The 19,238-nt window shown below is 36.8% G+C and carries 20 protein-coding genes; 5 read left to right on the top strand and 15 right to left on the bottom strand.

Annotated elements, in window-relative coordinates:
* On the top strand, window positions 1–248 hold a 248-nt coding region (locus tag F564_RS0100850), incomplete at its 5' end, for a transposase (protein ID WP_028120925.1).
* Here F564_RS0100850 and F564_RS0100855 read toward each other — a convergent pair.
* From F564_RS0100855 to F564_RS0100870, 3 genes are all read right to left on the bottom strand, one after another.
* On the bottom strand, window positions 231–761 hold the full coding sequence (locus F564_RS0100855; RefSeq protein ID WP_028120926.1) for an acyltransferase: 531 nt from the start codon (window positions 759–761) through the stop codon (window positions 231–233). The genes F564_RS0100850 and F564_RS0100855 overlap by 18 nt on opposite strands.
* Before the next feature lie 816 nt (window positions 762–1,577).
* Window positions 1,578–2,390 carry a glycosyltransferase family 2 protein gene (locus tag F564_RS0100865; RefSeq protein WP_028120927.1) on the bottom strand — a complete coding sequence of 271 codons (813 nt, stop codon included), beginning with the start codon at window positions 2,388–2,390 and terminating at the stop codon, window positions 1,578–1,580.
* Between the two features lie 58 nt (window positions 2,391–2,448).
* A complete protein-coding gene (locus F564_RS0100870; protein WP_051259514.1) occupies window positions 2,449–3,012 on the bottom strand; it encodes an acyltransferase in 564 nt (187 codons plus the stop codon).
* Between the two features lie 75 nt (window positions 3,013–3,087).
* Here F564_RS0100870 and F564_RS0100875 point away from each other — a divergent pair, with 75 nt between their 5' ends.
* A complete protein-coding gene (locus tag F564_RS0100875; protein ID WP_228373820.1) occupies window positions 3,088–4,092 on the top strand; it encodes a glycosyltransferase family 2 protein in 1,005 nt (334 codons plus the stop codon).
* Window positions 4,093–4,094: 2 nt separating this feature from the next.
* Here the strand turns inward: F564_RS0100875 and F564_RS0100880 are convergent, their stop codons facing one another.
* From F564_RS0100880 to F564_RS0100930, 11 genes are read right to left on the bottom strand one after another with little or no spacing between them, the layout of a single operon-like run.
* Window positions 4,095–5,114, bottom strand: a complete 1,020-nt coding sequence (locus tag F564_RS0100880) for a glycosyltransferase family 2 protein (RefSeq protein ID WP_028120930.1) — start codon at window positions 5,112–5,114, stop codon at window positions 4,095–4,097.
* Between the two features lie 2 nt (window positions 5,115–5,116).
* Window positions 5,117–6,403 carry a nucleotide sugar dehydrogenase gene (locus F564_RS0100885; protein ID WP_028120931.1) on the bottom strand — a complete coding sequence of 429 codons (1,287 nt, stop codon included), beginning with the start codon at window positions 6,401–6,403 and terminating at the stop codon, window positions 5,117–5,119.
* Between the two features lie 5 nt (window positions 6,404–6,408).
* Window positions 6,409–7,404: an SDR family oxidoreductase gene (locus F564_RS0100890; protein WP_028120932.1), complete on the bottom strand. Its 996-nt coding sequence runs from the start codon at window positions 7,402–7,404 to the stop codon at window positions 6,409–6,411.
* A gap of 4 nt (window positions 7,405–7,408) precedes the next feature.
* Window positions 7,409–8,089, bottom strand: a complete 681-nt coding sequence (locus F564_RS0100895) for an NAD-dependent epimerase/dehydratase family protein (protein WP_028120933.1) — start codon at window positions 8,087–8,089, stop codon at window positions 7,409–7,411.
* On the bottom strand, window positions 8,076–9,131 hold the full coding sequence (locus tag F564_RS0100900) for a hypothetical protein (RefSeq protein ID WP_028120934.1): 1,056 nt from the start codon (window positions 9,129–9,131) through the stop codon (window positions 8,076–8,078). Before F564_RS0100900 ends, F564_RS0100895 begins: the two co-directional genes overlap by 14 nt.
* A gap of 4 nt (window positions 9,132–9,135) precedes the next feature.
* Complete coding sequence (locus F564_RS0100905; RefSeq protein ID WP_028120935.1) at window positions 9,136–10,581, bottom strand: MBOAT family O-acyltransferase; 1,446 nt, start codon at window positions 10,579–10,581, stop codon at window positions 9,136–9,138.
* 3 nt (window positions 10,582–10,584) lie between these two features.
* Window positions 10,585–11,427, bottom strand: a complete 843-nt coding sequence (locus tag F564_RS0100910) for a hypothetical protein (RefSeq protein ID WP_228373821.1) — start codon at window positions 11,425–11,427, stop codon at window positions 10,585–10,587.
* 59 nt (window positions 11,428–11,486) lie between these two features.
* Window positions 11,487–12,572, bottom strand: a complete 1,086-nt coding sequence (locus F564_RS0100915; protein WP_028120937.1) for a glycosyltransferase — start codon at window positions 12,570–12,572, stop codon at window positions 11,487–11,489.
* A complete protein-coding gene (locus tag F564_RS0100920) occupies window positions 12,569–13,201 on the bottom strand; it encodes an acetyltransferase (RefSeq protein WP_028120938.1) in 633 nt (210 codons plus the stop codon). Before F564_RS0100920 ends, F564_RS0100915 begins: the two co-directional genes overlap by 4 nt.
* Before the next feature lie 3 nt (window positions 13,202–13,204).
* A complete protein-coding gene (locus tag F564_RS0100925) occupies window positions 13,205–14,293 on the bottom strand; it encodes a DegT/DnrJ/EryC1/StrS family aminotransferase (RefSeq protein ID WP_028120939.1) in 1,089 nt (362 codons plus the stop codon).
* Window positions 14,294–14,311: 18 nt separating this feature from the next.
* On the bottom strand, window positions 14,312–15,448 hold the full coding sequence (locus tag F564_RS0100930) for an NAD-dependent epimerase/dehydratase family protein (protein ID WP_034980399.1): 1,137 nt from the start codon (window positions 15,446–15,448) through the stop codon (window positions 14,312–14,314).
* 102 nt (window positions 15,449–15,550) lie between these two features.
* Here F564_RS0100930 and F564_RS0100935 point away from each other — a divergent pair, with 102 nt between their 5' ends.
* Genes F564_RS0100935 through F564_RS0100945 form a run of 3 tightly spaced genes read left to right on the top strand, consistent with a single transcriptional unit; the run spans window position 15,551 to window position 18,413 of the window.
* A complete protein-coding gene (locus F564_RS0100935) occupies window positions 15,551–16,555 on the top strand; it encodes a hypothetical protein (protein ID WP_028120941.1) in 1,005 nt (334 codons plus the stop codon).
* Entirely contained in the window at window positions 16,555–17,409 is an 855-nt protein-coding gene (locus F564_RS0100940; protein ID WP_028120942.1) for a glycosyltransferase family A protein, read from the top strand. Before F564_RS0100935 ends, F564_RS0100940 begins: the two co-directional genes overlap by 1 nt.
* Window positions 17,406–18,413, top strand: coding sequence for a glycosyltransferase family 2 protein (locus tag F564_RS0100945; protein WP_028120943.1), 1,008 nt, complete (start codon window positions 17,406–17,408; stop codon window positions 18,411–18,413). Before F564_RS0100940 ends, F564_RS0100945 begins: the two co-directional genes overlap by 4 nt.
* Here the strand turns inward: F564_RS0100945 and F564_RS18480 are convergent.
* Window positions 18,410–19,228, bottom strand: coding sequence for a glycosyltransferase family 2 protein (locus F564_RS18480; protein ID WP_051259515.1), 819 nt, complete (start codon window positions 19,226–19,228; stop codon window positions 18,410–18,412). The genes F564_RS0100945 and F564_RS18480 overlap by 4 nt on opposite strands.
* Between the last annotated feature and the right edge of the window lie 10 nt (window positions 19,229–19,238).

Genomic DNA, 19,238 nt, shown 5'->3' on the forward strand with positions numbered 1-19,238 from the left:
ATGGAGGTTACAGAGGAGAAGTCATAGAACAGGTAAAAAATAAGTTTGGTTATCTAATAAATGTGGTGATGAGAAACGATGGAAAGAAAAAAGATTTTAAGCCTATTTCCAAAAGATGGATTATTGAGAGAACTTTCGCTTGGTTTGATAATGATAGAAGATTGTGTCGGAATTATGAACTCCTGATGGAAAATTCAGAAAACATGGTCAAATTATCCGCTTTAAAAAATTTATTGAATAAAATTTAAACAGGCTCTTAGTTTTTTTCTGTTTTTTTCCAAGTCTCTGGGATAATCTACGTTTTCCTTTTTTTTCCTTTCGTAGTATTCTGTTGTACTGCAGATGTATTTTGCAGGAACACCTCCATATACCGAATTATCCGGTACAGAACTACTTACTACGGCGCCTACAGCTATGATGCAATTGTTGCCAATAGTGACATTGTGGGTGATGGTAGAGTTGGCTCCAATAAACGTATTATTACCCACTTTTATCCGTCCGAAAACCCGTACATCGTCGTAGCCTTCTATTTTTTTCATTATCGTAGATCCGCCGATATGTGTAATAAATAAAACAGAAGAAGAAATCCTGGAGTAATCACCAATTTCTACTAAAAAAGGTTCACTTCCAAAATTGACACCATTCTGGAGAGAGACTCCGGTTCCCAATTTCAGTCCTTTCTTCTTGCAGGTTTTATAATAGCTTTGCCATTTTAGCTTTTCTATCCCTGAAAAAAGTTTTGTTAACAAGCGATTGTGCATAAGGTGTGTTTTTTAATTAAGTTTTGTCAGTATTTCAAACAATATAAAAATAAGAGAGCTTTTTAGATTTTTTTACGAGGTTTGTCTGTTTTAGATAAGGTCTCCGTAAAATGCGTCTGTAAAGTTTTCATTTTTTTCACTCATCATTCTTTTGTCTTACAAGAATGCTTTAGGTTTTGTATTCTCCATTGTAAACAAGAAAAGGAAAATTAATTGATTTGTGGATTCGTTTTTTTATATAAATAGATGTTTATTGGTGTTAATTTTTCAGTATTTCTTCTTGTGAGACCATCATATAAGTGAGGTCAGATGTGCTTTTTTAAGCGGTTTTACAAATCAAAAAAAAGCGTTTTTCTGTTGCATCCCTTTCTATCAGTCTTTTTGTGCTGATCCTTTTTTTCTTTTCATACATTTGTATGCATATTTAAAAAAAAATATGAAAAAACAAATATAGCGTAGTTTGTTGAGTTATGTTGTGTTTTTTAACCGTAAAACAGTTTTTAATGAGTGTATTTTCAGAAATTACCATTAAACACGTAGTTTATCTAAGACGATCAGACCTTGCATGATCCATTATGAGAAGGAAAATTAAGAGATTCATTGTGAATCCTTCTTAATGATGTCTTATGGAAGATGTTTAAAAAATAATTTTTACAGCTTTCGAAAAGAGGTTAATCGACATTTTGGAACAGCCCTACAGATCTGGAAAGTCGCTTGCCAGAATTGTGCATTTTTTTTGAATTTGAAAGGAATAATTTCGTAAAGATGACTTAGATATCAATAGAGATTTGTGTTTTTTACCGTGTAATTTTTTACTTATTTACGGAATAATTTTCTAATGATTTTCGATACCAAGGTATTCTGTTTCCTATTTATAAATTCTGGAAGGTGATCTATAGTTTCTATTTTTTCACCATAAAGCAAGCTGATATTTCTTCTCTTTAGTGTTTCCAGAAGAACCTGATGCCAGTTTTGCTTTTTTATGTTTTCTTTTTGAGGATCGTGAGACAGTCCTTTTTTGTGGACTCTGTAGAAATATAAAGGGGAGGAGATGTAATCAATTTTTCCAATGTCGTACAGCTGAAGGTACAAATCCATATCCTCGGCCACATTCAGCTCAGGATTAATGCCTCGGATCTTTTTGTAGGCTTCTTTCCGGAAGGTGAAAAAGTGTGAAATTTCAAATCTAATATTAAAGAAAAGTGGATTGCCGCTTTTGATGTGCCGCGTGTTTTCGAAAATCTTCTGCGGCCTGAGCGATTCATCACAGATGTTAATTTGAGAATAAGTGGCGATGGTCTCTGGATTATGGTATTTTTCCGTGCAGATTTCCAGTGCATTGGGTGTTATCGCATCATCTGGATCTACAAAACCGCAGATCTCACCAGTTGCCAGTGTGACACATTTCTTTTTGGTAAAACCAACCCCTTTGTTCTCTTCATTTTGAAATAATTTGACCTTTGGATTGTTCATCACCTCGGTTTTGATTTTTTCAAATGAACCATCTGTGGAACAATCGTCCAAAATAATAACTTCAAAATCTTGGTATGACTGCTTAAGAATAGAGGCATAACAGGCTCTGAAATAGTCATAGTTATTATAATGCGCAATAAGAATGGAAAACATCATTGTTTTAAGTTTTTGAGAGCGTTAGCAATCGTGTATTTTTTTGAGGCGAGTTTTTTGACTACACGTTCAGTATTTTGTGATTTTGATTGTTGATGATGATGGCATTGTCCGGAACATCTTTGTGGATCACACATCCTGCACCCAAAATCACATTGTTGCCGATGGTGACATCTTTTAGAATGATCACATTGGCTCCGGTCCAAACGTTGTTGCCCATCTTTACTTTTCCAATGTTAAAATTGGTTTTAGAAACCGAGAACGGATCTTTTGTATACTGGTGGTTATGGTCAAAAATCTTCATCCCTTCTCCCAAAATACAGTTTTTACCAATTTCTATTTCTCCAAGACAGGAAATGGTAGCTCTGGTAATGTAGGTGTCATCACCTATCGTGAGCTTCGCATTTGGTTTGACGGTGATATAATTGGATTGGTTGATAAGCACATTTTTACCTATCTGGAATTGCGCAGCGGGCGATATGTCTAAAAAATTATGAGCGCCTATGCGGAAAGATGAATGGATGTTGCTCTTGTCTGTGAAAAAAATAGCTCTGTTTTTTTCTGCAATACATTGGTCAGCGATTTTTTTGAGTTGCAGGATAAAATAACCTAATATCTTTTTCATCTAAAATTTTTTTTCATTCAAAAGTATTAAATATTCTTTATAAGTTTGCAAATTATTATCATTAAAAATAACTTGATGACTGTCAGCATGGATCCTCTAGTAAGTATAAACATTCCGGTTTATAAATGTGAAAAATATTTTGCCAGATGTCTAGATTCTGTAAAAAAACAGACGTATAAGAATCTGGAAATCATCTTGGTGAATGACTGTACCCCGGATCACAGTGTGGGTATTGCGGAGGGATTTATGCTGGAAAATCCAGAGCTGGATATCAAATTGATCCACCACGACAGCAATCAGGGTCTTTCTATCACTAGAAACTCTGGCATAGAGGCGTCATCAGGAGAGTATATTTATATGCTGGACAGTGATGATTATATTCCTGAAAAATGCATCGAGACGCTATTGAATCTAGCCTTGGAGACCGGTGCTGATGTCACCATCGGACAGACGATGTGTTTCGATTCCAAAACCAACGAGGAAAAACTTATCTTCCCCATCAGTACGAATAAAAAAGTCATAGAAAATGCAGCGGTTTTTGAATCATTTGTAAGAGGAGAGTGGCCTATTATTGCGCCTAACAAATTGTACAAGAAAAGCTTCATCAATGGAAACCGAGTCCGCTTTGTAAAGGATCTCTTTTCCCAAGATGAACTTTGGGCGTTCCACTGGTCGCTAAAAGCCAATAGAATAGCACTCACTTTAGATACAACCTATATCTATTATCTACACGGCGAATCAATTATTTTTAACAGAACCAAAGTTAATTTTGAAAATTATATGACCATTTTGGAGCATTTTTCTTCAGAGTTTGATCAGAATGTATCAGCAGAAAAAAAACCTTTGCTGAAAGAAAAAATTATCAAATTCAAAGAAATGGTTCTGGCTGTACAATGGAAAACTATTAAAGACAAGGATTACCTGGAGCAGAATATTGCGAGAATGGGCACCATGCCGAAACTCTCATTGCTGGACTACTTTTCCAACCGGTATACGACAGATCTCAAGAAGAAAAACTTTTTTCAGAATCTACCTGTAAGCCTTAGCTCCAGATTGTTTATCTGGCGTTTTGAAAGATAATACTACTTGTTTTTGTACTGATAAAAAGTGATCAATGCAGAAAAATGAGAAAGCAAAAATGTATTGTAGATTTTTGTGATGCCTTTGTACTGAGAAAGAACCATTTTTTTATCAAGCTCAGCATAGGAGTCGAGGAGCCTTTTGCGCTGAGACATTTGTTCTTCGGCTGTCATCTTGCCAGAAAAAAGGTGAAAGATCTTGATGGCGTTTACCAGATTCTTGTAGGCCGTCAATTCAAAGATGTATTTTCTGTTCTCATAGATCCGTTTTTCTTTGAAAAGCTGTCTGAGAATGACGTCTGTTCTCACCACATCTATGATCTTGGGAGATGGTAACTTGGCGGAAGAATCTGGGTGGATGTAGTGCGTGTAGACGGCATTGCAAGTCCCAATATATTTGGCGTTTTCAAAAATAAGACGTTCAACGATCTCGTCTGCGTTCAGAAGAGGTTCTGAGAATTGGAAAGAGTGGGACTTAAAAACATGACTTTTATAGAGCCCTCTGATGTGGATATCATACCTGCCAACCGTTTTCTCTATCGCTTCTTTTCCTGATATTTTTCTTAAAGAATAATCTGAAATGTTATTGATGTAATGGTCTAGATTTGCTGTGTACTTTGGTTTGCCGTTGGTAAATTTCGTATCAACAATTGGGGCTACAATATCTAAAGACGGATCTGTCGCAAAGGCTTGTAAGCACTTCTGTATTGTTTCGAGATCGATCGTATCATCATGGTCAAAAAGAAAGATGAATTCCCCGCTACTTTTCTCCTGCCCATAAGCTTTGGAATACTGCGCGTATTTCTGATTTTCTTTCGTGTAGATTCTGATTCTGGAATCGATCTTTGCAAATTCTTCCAATTCCTGCAGGGTGGAGTCTGTAGAACCGTCGTTGACACAGATGAATTCGATATTTCTATACGTCTGATTCAGCAGGCACTCCATAGATGATTTTACGAAGCCGCCCAGCTGTACAGAATTGTAATAAGTTGTGATGATAGAAACTAAAGGATTTGCAGCCATCTTTATAATCTTGTCACACAGTGATCTTGATCCAAAATTCCTTTTACATCATAGATGATGCCGTTTTCAGAGAGCAGATTTTTGATGTTTAATGTTTCAAATTCTTTGTGGGAAACCGCTAATACCACCGCTTCGTATTTTTTGAAAGGCATTTTTGTAGAGGTCTCAAGGCCATATTCGTGCATTACCTCTTCAGGATTGGCCCAAGGGTCAAAAATGCTAACATGGATACCATAATCTTCAAGATTTTTCACAACATCTACCACTTTTGTATTTCTTACATCAGGACAGTTTTCTTTGAAGGTGAAGCCCAAAACCAATACTTCTGATCCATTTACTTTTAGATCTTTCTTCAGCATCTGTTTTACTGTTTGGCTTGCCACATATTGTCCCATAGAGTCATTCATTCTTCGGCCAGCCAGGATGATCTCTGGATGATAACCAAATTCCTGTGCTTTCTGAGCAAGATAATAAGGGTCGACACCAATGCAATGACCGCCAACCAAACCTGGTTTGAAGGGTAAGAAATTCCATTTGGTGCCTGCCGCTTTCAGAACTTCGTGCGTATCAATATTCATCAGGTTGAAAATCTTTGCCAGCTCATTGACGAAGGCAATATTAATATCACGCTGAGAATTCTCAATCACTTTTGCCGCTTCTGCTACTTTGATGGTTGGCGCAAGATAAGTACCTGCTTCAATCACAGAATTATATAGATCATCAACTATTTTTCCGATTTCAGGATTGGAACCGGCAGTTACTTTCAGGATTTTTTCAACGGTATGCAACTTATCGCCCGGATTGATTCTTTCCGGGGAGTAGCCTGCAAAAAAATCCACATTGAATTTCATTCCTGTGTTTTTTTCCAAAACAGGAACACACTCTTCTTCTGTTACACCTGGGTAAACTGTTGATTCATAGATGACAATATCGCCTTTTTTCAAAACTTTCGCAACCGTTTCGCTGGCTTTGTAAAGTGGAGTAAGATCCGGACGGTTATTTTTATCAACTGGCGTTGGCACAGTTACGACATAAATCGTTGAGTCTGCAATATCTTCTAATTGATTGGAACAGAAAAGTCCTGTTTCTCCTTGTTTTGGATTAGTGGCAACCAAAGCAGATTTTAGGAGTTCGTCTGAAACTTCTAAAGTATCATCTTTTCCTGAATTGAGTTCAGCAATTCTTTTTTCATTAATATCAAATCCGACAACAGGATATTTGGTCGAGAATAATCTGGCGAGTGGCAAACCCACATAACCCAATCCGATGATTGTAATTTTATGATTCATTTTTTTTATTTTAAATTTTCCCAATACCAATTAACCGCTTGTTTCAGGCCTTCTTTCATAGAGTGTTTTGGCTCATAGTTCAAAAGATGTTTGGCTTTCTCAATGCTTGCAAGAGAATGTGGAACGTCTCCTTTTCTATAATCGCCATAGATGATTTCTACATCTGCAATTTTAGGGTCAAAATCTGACAAATACTGTTTCAGGTATTTTACGAGATCGTTAAGTGTTGTTCTTTCGCCAAAGGCTGTATTGTAAACCTGATTCAAAGAGTCTGTATGATCTGAAGTTAATGCCAGAAGATTCATTAGAATCACATTATCTATGTAGGTGAAGTCTCTAGAGTACTCTCCACCACCGTTGATGACAGGCGATTCGTGATTCATTAGCTGCATCACGAATTTTGGAATGACTGCTGCATAAGCACCATTTGGGTTCTGCTTTCTTCCAAATACATTAAAATACCGAAGCCCTACGGTGTCAAAATCATAAGTTCTTTTGAATACATCAGCATAGAGCTCATTCACGTATTTTGTAATGGCATAAGGCGAAAGGGGTTTTCCGATCACATCCTCCACTTTTGGCAAATTTTCGGAGTCACCATAAGTAGAAGAACTTGCCGCATATACCAATCTTTTGACTTTGCAATCTCTTGCTGCAACTAGCATATTAAGAAAGCCGCCCACATTGACGTCATTGCTTGTTATGGGATCATTGATAGATCTTGGAACAGATCCTAGAGCGGCCTCGTGCAGTACAAAATCCTGATTTTCACAGGCTTTTTGACAGGTGTCAAGATCGCGGATGTCGCCTTCTATCAGTCTGAAGTTTGGATGGTCTTTGATGGCCTCCAGGTTTTCTCTTAAACCAGTAGAAAAGTTATCAAGACAGGTAACATTAGCGCCGAGACCAATCAGTTCTTCGCAAAGGTTGGAGCCGATAAAGCCAGCTCCGCCAGTGACCAATATGTTTTTGTTATTCAGTTTTTCTTTGATGTTGCTCATATGTTTAAGAGTAATATTTCTCTAAGATGTTACAAAGATAAGATTCTTTGTTTGTAAGACCATTATTTCTGAAATAATCTTCTACATCCGGTACGTTGATGTCGTATCCTGAGCCACTTTTTATTAAATTGAGATCAAGCTTTGTTTTATAAAAACGCTCTATGATTTCTAGAATTTCTATGATCGCATAATTGTGAATGTAGGCAACATTGACAATCTTATTAAAGATCTTATTCTCTAAAAGCATAAAGGTGATCTGCCTGATGTCATCTGCGTCTATAAGGTTTCTGGTTGCTTTTGTATGAACATTGATTGTCTCCTTACTTTTGATAGAGCGTACCAGGTAGTTCATCAGCAAGTTAGGATTTCCACCTTTTCCAACTGCATTGCTGACCCGTAGGATCAAATACTTTTCGCATAGATTCTTGATCAGCTGCTCCATTTTCAGTTTATGAAGAACATAATCACTGGCTGTTTTGGATGAGTCGTAAATGCTACACGTGGAAAAGTAGATAAAGATCTTATCCGGATTTTCTGAGATTGTCTTTCTAATGAGCGTTTCTTCCCTGAGAAATTCTTCCGGTCTGTTTTCTAAAGAATTAGAAACGCCGGACGCAAAGAAGACCGTATCTTCTCTATCGCTGTCTATGAATAATGATGCTAAAAGTCCTCTACCTATTATCATTTTCTATGGTTTTAATTATTTCTTTTGAGATGAGTTCACTTGCCAAGGCATTCCAATGAGAGTCATCATAGTGATACAACATTCTACGATCCATTTTTCTGAAATGATTATAAAACTCAATCGTTGGATAATAAGGAATGTTTTTTTGTTTCAGAATATGTCCTAATTTGAAGAGATAATCTGGCTGTTTTTCTATAGGAATTTTGTCAAAATAAACAGTTTCTTTGTTCGGCATTGGAAGATAGATGAACTTTGAACCTATAGAGTCGCAGTATTTTTTATAAGACACAAGGGAGTTGATGTTCATATTCATCCACTGGTCAGAAGGATTCAGATGATTGGGGTCATAAAAAAATAACTTTTCATCTACCTTTGATTGGGTCCCTACCATCTTAACTTTTTTTAAGTTTGCTTTGGCATAGTTGTTAACATAAGCACGGAAAATTTTATCTAAAAATACATTCGCATTCCCCACATTCCATAGATTGTTATATTTATACTTCAATCTATTTGAGAAAGAGTTTTCAAAATAATCAAATTTCGGGATGTCACCTCTCTCCACACGTTCGTAGATGATGTATTTCGGTTTTATAATCACATTCATTTTCAGAAGCTTGTCCAATAATGAGAAATCTACAGGAGCCATTCCGTAAACCGAATATTTGTAACCAGAATTTTTCATGATTTGATTCGCCAGAAGCTGTGACTGGTTAAGGGCTGCACCCATTGTATAAGAGTCTCCGATGATAAGTATGTCGGGATTTTCTATAAATTTGTCGTTTCGAAATCCCAACTCGTCTGTGATATAACTTTCATCCTTTGGGATCTGATATTTTGTTTTATAACAAAGCTCACCGTAGCCTGTCAGGTTTCCTTTTTGGTTGGCGTAGATAGGATAGTTATGAGGTATGATACTGCTTTTGTAAAGTGGTGATTCATAAAACTTATGCGTGTATGCATCTATCGGCTGAAAACCCTGTAATGTGTAAATCAACAGAAACGGGCTCAGAAATAAAAGTGTTCTTGTAATAAATTTTTTCATCGCTCTAAAATTGAAAGTAAATAAACTCGGCCTGCTCCCCTGCAAACAGAATAACCAAAATTACCAATAAGAAATAAATGATCCACCTTGCAAAAGTAGGCAAATTGGTAAACGGTTTTCTAAGTGGATGAAGTTGTTCTCTCATAAACCATTCGAATATCAGCATGATTAATATGAAAACCAATACTTTCAAATCGCCGTTCAGCAATTTGTACGGATAACCAATTCCTGTTCCCAAAGTAGAAAACATGCGGCCTATGTATGCAAAAGCATCAGTGACAGAATTTGAGCGGAAAAAGATCCACGCAAAACACGCTAAGGAAAAAGTGATCATCACCTGGAAAATCTCTTTGATGTTTGGGAATAGTCTACCTTCTGCAACGATGTCTAGATTATTTCTGTTCGTCTTTAAAACAATCGACGGCATAATAAATAATGCATTCAGAAATCCCCAAATAATAAATGTCCAGTTGGATCCGTGCCAGAAACCACTGACAATGAAAATGATAAAGGTGTTCCGGATGCGCATCCAGTTGCCTCCCTTGCTGCCACCTAGCGGGATGTACAAATAATCCCGAAACCAGGACGACAGAGAAATATGCCATCTTCTCCAAAACTCCGCAATATCACGGGAAAAATAGGGATAAGCAAAATTCCTCAAAAGATCAAAACCGAATAATCTGGCAGTTCCCAAAGCGATATCAGAATAGCCGGAAAAATCACCGTAGATCTGGAAAGCAAACAAGATTGCCCCAAATACCAGTGTTGTTCCCGTGTACTGATGGTAATCGTTAAAGATCATATTGGCATAATAGGCACAATTATCTGCGACCACCATTTTTTTGAAAAGTCCCCAAAGGATTTGCCTCAAACCATCTACAGCATTATCGTAATTGAAAGTTCTGTTCTTCTTGATCTGAGGAAGCAGGTGAGTAGCCCTTTCGATAGGTCCAGCGACCAATAATGGGAAGAAACTCACGAATAATGTATAGTCGATCCATGATCTTTCTGCTTTGATGCGCTCTTTGTATATATCAATAACATACGATAAACCATGGAAGGTATAAAAGGAAATCCCCACCGGCAAAATAATCTGCAAAACCCAAGGGCTTGTATGGAATCCGAAACCGCCTACAAATTCTGCAAATGATTCTGCAAAGAAATTATAGTATTTGAAAAATCCCAGGAACCCCAGATTCACGCTGATGCTGAGCCAAAACCAAAACTTCTTAGAGGATTTTTTTTCAGAATTTTCTATTTTAAGACCGGTGTAATAATCCAGAAATGTAGAAAAAGCCAATAGAAACAGAAACCGCCAATCCCAGCAGGCGTAGAAATAATAACTCGCCAGCATCAGAAGAATATTCTGATTTCTTTTTGTTTTTATCATCCAGTATAATGCAAAAACAATTGGCAGAAATATCGCAAAACTAATAGAGTTGAACAGCATATACTATATTTTTACATTATAAAATTTTGCGACGGTAGGGTGTCCAACATGCAAAATGACTTCATTGCCCAAGCCTTCATTCCCGCGGCAAACGCAAAACTCCTTTGGTATAAAATATGGGTAAACACCGCTTTTCCAAGCAGCTTTCCACATGACTATAGAGGCACGGGAGGGTTCTTTTTCCATGATTTCACAACATTTTTCAAAGAATAGCTTTCCGGCTTCAGATTTTTTGGAAAGAGTCATTGGTGTAATATTGGATGTCGTTCCAAAACCGTTACTCTCATCTGTTACAGGTATCGCATCTAGAGAAGTTTCAACTTCAAAATTCATACTTTGGGCAGAACTGTTTGGTACACAAAAACCAAACTTCTCTGTAAGATAGATCAGGCTATAGACATTCTCATTTAAAACAAACATATCAGAATCAATGGAAATGGAAATGTCGGCCTCGGACTCCAGCATTCCTTTGAATTTATAATAATCCGCTAGATGGTAAAAATGTCTTTTTAGATTTTTTTTGTCTTGTAAAATAGGGGTATCTATTTTTTTTAAATCTACACCGTCTATCCTTAGGTCAAAATCGGAATAAACGGTATACTTTGCATTTGGAAAATATTTTCTTAAAGTGCTGAGACTCGGATCTAATCTTAAATGAAGACTAAGATCTGCGCCGCCAGCATTGACTCTTTCTTCATTGAACTCACTAAAGATAAATTCAATAGACAAACTGGACAAAAAAGAATTAAGTTTTTCGTCTTTTGAATGAAAGGGTGTCATGTTTTTTATATTCTTTTGCGGGAAGTTTTGTTTTGGAAGCTCTCTTTGGGTTTTCTTTTTCCCCAATAAAACAGCGGTTGCTTCTTGTATTCTCCAGATAAGTGTTCCTAGCATTGATGTGTTTTTTAGCTAAATAAAATTTTTAAATTTTTGATGGAAATTTCATTGTCCAAAACTTTCAAATAATCTTGTTTTATTTTTTCAGAGAATGATTTCAAAAGTGCGCGATCGTCATAGAGTCTGATGATCGCGTTTTTCATTTCGTTAATATCCCGGTTGATTAAAAGGCCATTTTTTCCATCCACAACAACCATTTTTGGGAAGCCAATTTTAGTCGAGATTGCAGGAACTTTTGACAAACTTGCTTCCGCAAATAGAGAAGGACCCGTATCTGCATCAGACGCAATAGCGATGAGATCCACATCGGTATAAAAACTGAGAAGGTCGTGATATGGTCCGGAGAATGTTGTTTTCAAAACCACTGTCCTTCCGGTTTTGTTTACTTCTTCCACAGCAGGTTCTATTACTTCCCGGAAGCCTTTCATCGGGCGATTAGGGTTTCCTGTCCAACCAATCGTAAGATAGTCACGGTCTCCAATGTTTTTGTTTTCTGCAAAATCATCTTGAAGATAAATGCCGTTTGCAAACGTAATATGATCTGTAAGATGTTTATAATCGTTATATAAACCAGAGCTTCCAACAATAACGCCGGTGTAAGATCTCAGATATTGATTGAAGAATTCCTTTCTTGAAAGCTGTTTTAAATCAGTTTTTGTTTTCTCATCATAACTAGGGCCTTCGTGCGGAAAAGAATCTGTATAAATCCCAACAAATTTTTTGTCGGCTGTGAATGGTAAAACCGACATGAACTGAAAATAAAAGGCGCATTCATAGATTACATCAAAATGTGTTTTCTTTGTTTTTGTTCCAGCAATAACCTCATAAACGGGCGGTATATTATATTTGGGATAAGAAAACCGAGAAGAAGCGTCTATGACAAATTTTTTCTCCTTATTTTTAAAGAAATTGATTGTTCTGGTAATCACTTTTTCCGATGAAGTAAATGCCTTCGCTTTGATGTTAAAATCCTCTTCGAAAGCAACATAACAATCAAAATCTGTTAAACCATTTGCCCAGGTTTTGATCAGATTATGATAGGCCCACTCCGGTCTGTCGGCGATAAATAGTATCGATTTTTTCCTCAATTTCATATTGTTTTTTTTATAGTGGCAGGAACACCTGCTGCCATTGCATTTTCTGGAATGTGATTTCTTACGACCGCTCCAGAAGCAATCACCGCATGATCTCCAATGTTCACGTCTGGGAAAATAATTGCGCCAGCGCCTATGCTTACAAAGTTTCCGACCCTGCATCGTCCCAAAAGTGTTGCGCCAGGTGATATTTCACAAAACTCTCCGATAGAAACATCGTGAGTCACAATGGCGTTGTAGTAAATAATTGTTCCTCTGCCAACTTTCACATCGTTGCTTATTTTCACGCCACTGAGAATGTTGCAACCATCTCCAATTTCAACCCCGAAACTCCCAATTTCTGCAAAACGACTGATGGACGAAGTGAACTTCCCATTTAAATTAATGAATTTCTGGGATAATTTATTTCTCAGTTTTGGATTCCCAATTCCTAAGGTGAATTCCTTTGAGATGGTTTCGAAGATCGTTTGTGCTTGCTTTTCGCTTTTTACGACTTCAAATTGATCATAAAGACAATCAGCAATTTCAGGAGAGATATCATCATAGAAGAATAAGTTTTCTGTTTCATCTTTCTGATGAAAAATTTCTAAAACTTCTTTCGCAAAACCTTTTGCACCGATAATCAGCATAGTTTAGTTATTTTGGATTCTCAACATTAATCTTGAAATCATATCGACTTCTTCCAAGGTGAGATCGTAGTAAAGAGGGAGACAAAGCACACGTCTAGCAATGTCTTCTGTTATTGCAAGATGAGCTGCGCCGGACTTTACATAAGGCAAAGAGGTAGCGAGCGACGGGTAAAAGTAGCGCCTCGTGTAGATCTCATGAAGCTTTAGATTTGCAATGATGTTCAGCATCAGCTCTTCACTATCGAAAACGATGGGGTAATACGAGAAATTGTTTTCCGAAGCTGAATGCCAGAGTGGTCTGGATGCTTTCAGATTTTTGAGTTTCTCATCGTATCTTTCCGTAATTTCTTTTCTTTTTCTGTGAATCGAGTCTATGTATTTGAGATTGGCAAGTCCCATGGCAGCGTGGAATTCGGAATTTTTCCCGTTGAGTCCAAGTTCTGCAAAACTTTCAGGACCATCAAATCCAAAATTGCGGATGTAAGCTAATTTTTTAAGAAGGTTCGCATCTTTCGTAAAAATTAATCCACCTTCTGTAGAATGATAAAGTTTGGTAGCATGCAGAGAACAAGTAGAAATGTCGCCATATTCAAAAACAGACTTTCCGTTTATTTCTACACCGAAAGCGTGCGCTGCATCATAGATTACCTTTAGATTGTGTCTTTTTGCAATGTCCTCTATTTTTTCTACATCACACGGGTTTCCATAAACGTGTGTTGCAAGAATTGCGGAGGTCTTATCGCTAATTGAAGCTTCAATTTTGTCCGCATCAATATTCAAAGTATTTTTATCAATATCCACAAAAACAGGCTCGCAATTTTCCCAGACAATAGAGCTTGTAGTAGCGACAAAAGAAAAAGGCGTTGTAATGATTTCTCCTTTGAGTTGTAATGCTTTGATGGCCATCTGAATTGCTATCGTACCGTTTGTGACAAACAACAAATGGTCTACTTTTAGATGCTCCTTCAACTTCATTTCCAGATCATTGGCAAGCGGGCCCATATTTGTAAGCCATTGTCTTTTCCAGATTCCTTCAAGATAATGTTGATAAACTTGCTGCGGAGGCAAAAATGGTTTTGTTACTGGGATCATGGTGTTTTTTTGGTTAAATTATTTAAAAAGACCTTTTGCTTTCATTTCTTCCAATGATTCATTCAGTTTGTTTTCCTGGATGTCTTGTTGAAGAACCCAATCTGTAAATCTCTTGATGCCTTGGGTGAAATCAAATTTCGGTTCAAAACCAAGTTTTGATTTGATTTTAGTAATGTCAGCAAAATTATGTCTGATATCTCCCAATCGGAAATTACCGGTAATGCTTACGGGGACGTCTATTCCGTAGGACGAGATCAATGTTTTTGCTACAGTTAGTACATCTGTTGCAACACCAGTTCCTACGTTGAAAACTTCTCCGTCGGCCGCACTGTTCTCGATGCCGGCAATAGTAGCATCCACCACATCATCAATGTAAACAAAATCACGAGATTCTTTTCCGTCTTCAAAAATTTTGATGCCGTCGTTGTTTCTGATCTGATTGGAAAATATGGACAAAATCCCCGTATAAGGATTGGATAAAGATTGTCCCGGGCCATAAACATTCTGATACCGGAACGCAACAGGTGCAATGTTGATAGTAGGGCAGACAGCCATTATCATCTGCTCCTGATTTTGTTTAGTAATCCCATAAACAGAAGAAGGATGGATTTTAGAATCCTCTGATGTCGGCAGTAATTTTAAGATTTGATGGTCATTGAATTTAACATTAAAATCTCCCGCCAGCATGTCGTCTTCCTTTCTGTGGGACGGATAAACCAAACCTAATTCCGGATGTTCGTATTTACCTTCTCCATAAATTGATCTTGAAGAGGCGATGATCACTTTTTTGACATTGTTTTTTTGATTGACCAAGATATCCAGCATCAAAGCGGTTCCTTGGACATTTACTTCCGCATATTTTTCGATACAGTACATAGATTGTCCTGTGCCGGTTTCCGCAGCATAATGAACAATCACATCTTGATCTTTGATCGATTTTTCAAGATCTTCACGAGAAGTCACAGTGCCGTGTATGAATCTGACTTTATCTTTGATGCTCTGGTAGAGCGGTGAAGTGTTTTCGGGATCAGAGCCGTGGATCTGTGTTGACAGATTGTCGAGAACGGTTATTTGGTAGCCTTTATCAATGAGCTTAAGAGCCATATTGCTGCCTATAAAACCAGCGCCGCCTGTGATGAGTATTTTTTTTATCATTTGTGAAAGTTTCCTTAATAAAGAGCGTATTTCAATTTGTAAAAGTACAAAAAAAGCATAATTTAGCGCTTAATATTATCAATGCCCTGTTAAATTTGTTTAATGAAGCTATTATACATCAATAAAAATATTAATCTTTCCCAACCTATCGTTGCTCAGCTACAAAAGATGGGTTTTGAAGTGGATGTCCTGATAGATTCTTTGCCTCCGGGTGTCGATAGTTCATCTGTGATTCATCGAGTTAAGAATATATTGTATCGTCTTTTTCTGAAAGATAAAAATTACTTTCTCAAAAAAGAAAAGCAACTTTTTCAGACATTTGCAGAGAAAAGACTGAAGGACAAAAAATATGACATTGCCTTTTTTATCCGCGCCGATATGTTTTCTGAAGATCTTATCAAAAAAGTCAGGAAGCAAAGCGAAAAAATGGTCAGTTACCAGTGGGACGGACTGGAGATGTACCCAAGGATTTTTGATTATTACAAATATTTTGACAGAAAACTGGTTTTTGATGGCAATGATATCCGGAAGTTTCCTCAATATGATCTGCTACCTTTGCCAATTTATCATTATACAGAAGGCATCTTGCACGATCCTTCAAAAGAAGAGTTCGATCTTTTCTACATCGGTGTAGGTTTGGAAGAGCGTATTGCGATGTCTTACAATATTGAGAAATATTCTAAAGAAAACCACCTTACGTTAAAGGCTATTTTGACAATACCAGTATTCCGGGAGGAGAAAAAAACTGATTTTGTAAGTCTTCAGCATCAAGGTATTTCATTGGACGAAAATGAAAAATACACCTCGAAAGCCAAAGCTGTTGTCGATTTTAAAATGAATACCCATAACGGTGTTGCTTTCCGCTTTTTTGAGTGTCTGAATCAGGAGCAAAAATTTGTGTCTAATAATTTTAATCTCAAAAACTACGATTTCTACCATCCGGATAATATTTTCTTAACAGATTTTGAGGATCTTTCTGGCTTGAAAGAATTTCTGCAAAAACCCTATCAGAAAATTGACAGAAAACTGGTTGAAAAATATGGCATCAAAAACTGGCTGAATTATGCCTTGGATTATGGTGATTATGAACCGTTAAATTTGCCCTAATGCAGAAATTCATTACCATTTGTACACCAACTTACAATAGGGCGTACATCTTGCCGAAGTTGTATGAAAGCCTTGTTAAACAGTCAGATAAAAACTTTATTTGGTTGGTTATAGACGATGGTTCCTCAGATAATACAAAAAATGTGATTGATGTTTTTAAGAAAGAAAACAAGCTAGAGATCCAGTATATTTTTCAGGAAAATAAGGGGAAACACTTTGCCGTCAATAACGGACTTAGAAATACGAAAACAGCTTTTTTCTCTGTGATAGACAGTGATGATTTTCTTGCAGAGCGCGCCATTGCGGAAATGCAGATTCTTTCAGAAAAAATAAAGGAGAAGCCGGAAGTTGCAGGTTTTACTTTTATTAGGTTTTCAGAAAAAACAGAGTTTGACAGAGAAAAATACGGAATGAAAGAATGGTTGGTTTCAGGAAGTGCAACTTATGACTGGGAGTTTCCAGGAGAAATGGTATATTGTTTAAAAACAGAAATTCACAAAAAGTTTCTTTTTCCAGAATTTGATGGTGAGAAATTCTGTCCAGAATCTTTGGTTTTCAGAAGAATAGAAAGACAATTCAAAATTCTGTTTACAGACAAGGTTTTGGCTTTTGGTGATTATCTGCCAGATGGTTTGATGAGCAATTATTACCATTTACTGATCAAAAATCCTAAAAGTAGCTTACTTAATATCAAAGAAAAACTTCAGGATAAATTGACACCTGATCAGAAAATGGATCTGGCGAAAACTTATTGGGATATTGCTTCCAAATCTCAATTGCCGGTCAAAGAAAAAATTTTCGGAATTGGTCCTTTTTTGATTCTGAAAGTTTTGATTAATAAATACACAAAATGAAAAAAATATCAATCATCATCCCGCTCTATAATGCGGAGAAATATATCGTAAAATGTCTGGATTCTATCAAAGATCAGTCTTATAAAAATTTTGAGATCATTGTGATCAATGATCAAAGTAAAGATGATTCCTGGAATATTTTGAATCAATATGTGGCGGAAAATCTGAAGATTAATTTCATTGTCATTAGTAATGAAGTTAATCTGGGACTCAGCAAAACCAGAAATAAGGGAATAGATCGTGCTACAGGCGACTATATTCTTTTTATGGATAATGATGATACTCTGGTAGATAATCTGTCTTTGCAGCATTTTATAGAGGCCACAGAGAATGATCCGGATATTGTGATCGGGAAAACGCACTTTCTGCAAAATGATGTACCAAAGGAAAGCAGGTATCACCAACTGAAAAATACAAAAAAGACCTACTCAAACGCAGAAATTTTGGAAGGGTTTTTGGCCGGACAATGGGCCGTGACGGCTTGGAATAAGCTGTACAAAACATCTTTCTTGATAGATAATAAACTCAGGTTTTTGGATGATCTTCTTCACGAGGACGAACTGTGGGCTTTCGAAACGGCCATTCCTGCAAAGACAGTTAATTTTTTGGATTTTGAAACCTATAATTATTACTCCCTTTCTAATCCGGAATCTATGACGGCAACGATGGGTCTGAAAAATATCGAACATTATCTCATCATCCTTACCAAAAAACTGGAAATAGCAAAGAAAAAAGATCTTTACAGCAACACAGGTTTGATTGAAAAATACCTCAAAAATTTTGCAAATATGGTGATACTGAGTCAGGTTTGTAAAATGGATCAGCAGATCTTCCAACGGTTTTATGAAAAAATAAAGTTAGAATTTGATGCTAATTATCCACAGAAAGCTGGGTTTAATCTGAACCCGATGATTGCTTTTTACCTTTATAAAATGAAATATGATGAAGGTTTTTTCTTATACAGAAAACTGCCCAAGTACGTGAATCAAATCATCAAAGCTTAATCGACAAATTTGCGTTCATAATTTCTTTTTCGGTAAATCATCCTGTAGATCCTGTCCTTAAAATTCCTCAGCATCGTTCCCGGTTTCCCGTTATAGAACTGGGCATATTGGTCAAAGTTTTTTGCCATTCTCTGCAGTTCATCAGAAACATTCTCGGTTAGGTATTTTTTTTGTTCTGCGAAACTGAGATCGGTATTGGTATTACTGATGCCGGTTTTCTCAAAAATACTGATAAACTCGTTGACATATGTTTGAGAGAGATTATGATGGATAAAAAGATCCATCATAAAAGTCCAGTCAGAAGCTATTTTATTAGCCTCGTCATACATCCCAAATTTGGTAAACAGGTCCTTTTTAAAAAAAGCAGATTGGTGACAGATGGGTTCTTTCAGCAGAGAACCGATGGTGATTTTTGAAGGGATTCTGTATTCGTATTTCTTTCGGTTTTCCAGCTCATAGTATGCATTTCCGTAGATGATATCGTCATCACCAAAAGCGGGACTTATTTTTTCTAAAATCTGTGAAGATGAGAAGCGGTCTCCACTGTTCATAAAGATGAGGTATTTTCCACTGGCCTTTGCAATGCCTTTATTCATCGCATTGTAGATCCCTTTATCCGGCTCGCTTACCCAATAATCAATTTTTGAGGAATAACCTTCCAGCAATTCCCTGCTGCCATCACTAGAACCGCCGTCGATAATGATAAACTCAAAGTCTCTGTAAGATTGGCTGGTAACACTTTTGATGGTTTCTTCCAAACCAAACCTGTTGTTGTAGGCGACGGTGATAATAGAAATAAGAGGTCGTTTTTTCATAGAATTAATT

The organism is Epilithonimonas tenax DSM 16811 (assembly GCF_000428485.1).
In the GTDB taxonomy this organism is placed as follows: Bacteria; Bacteroidota; Bacteroidia; order Flavobacteriales; family Weeksellaceae; genus Epilithonimonas; species Epilithonimonas tenax.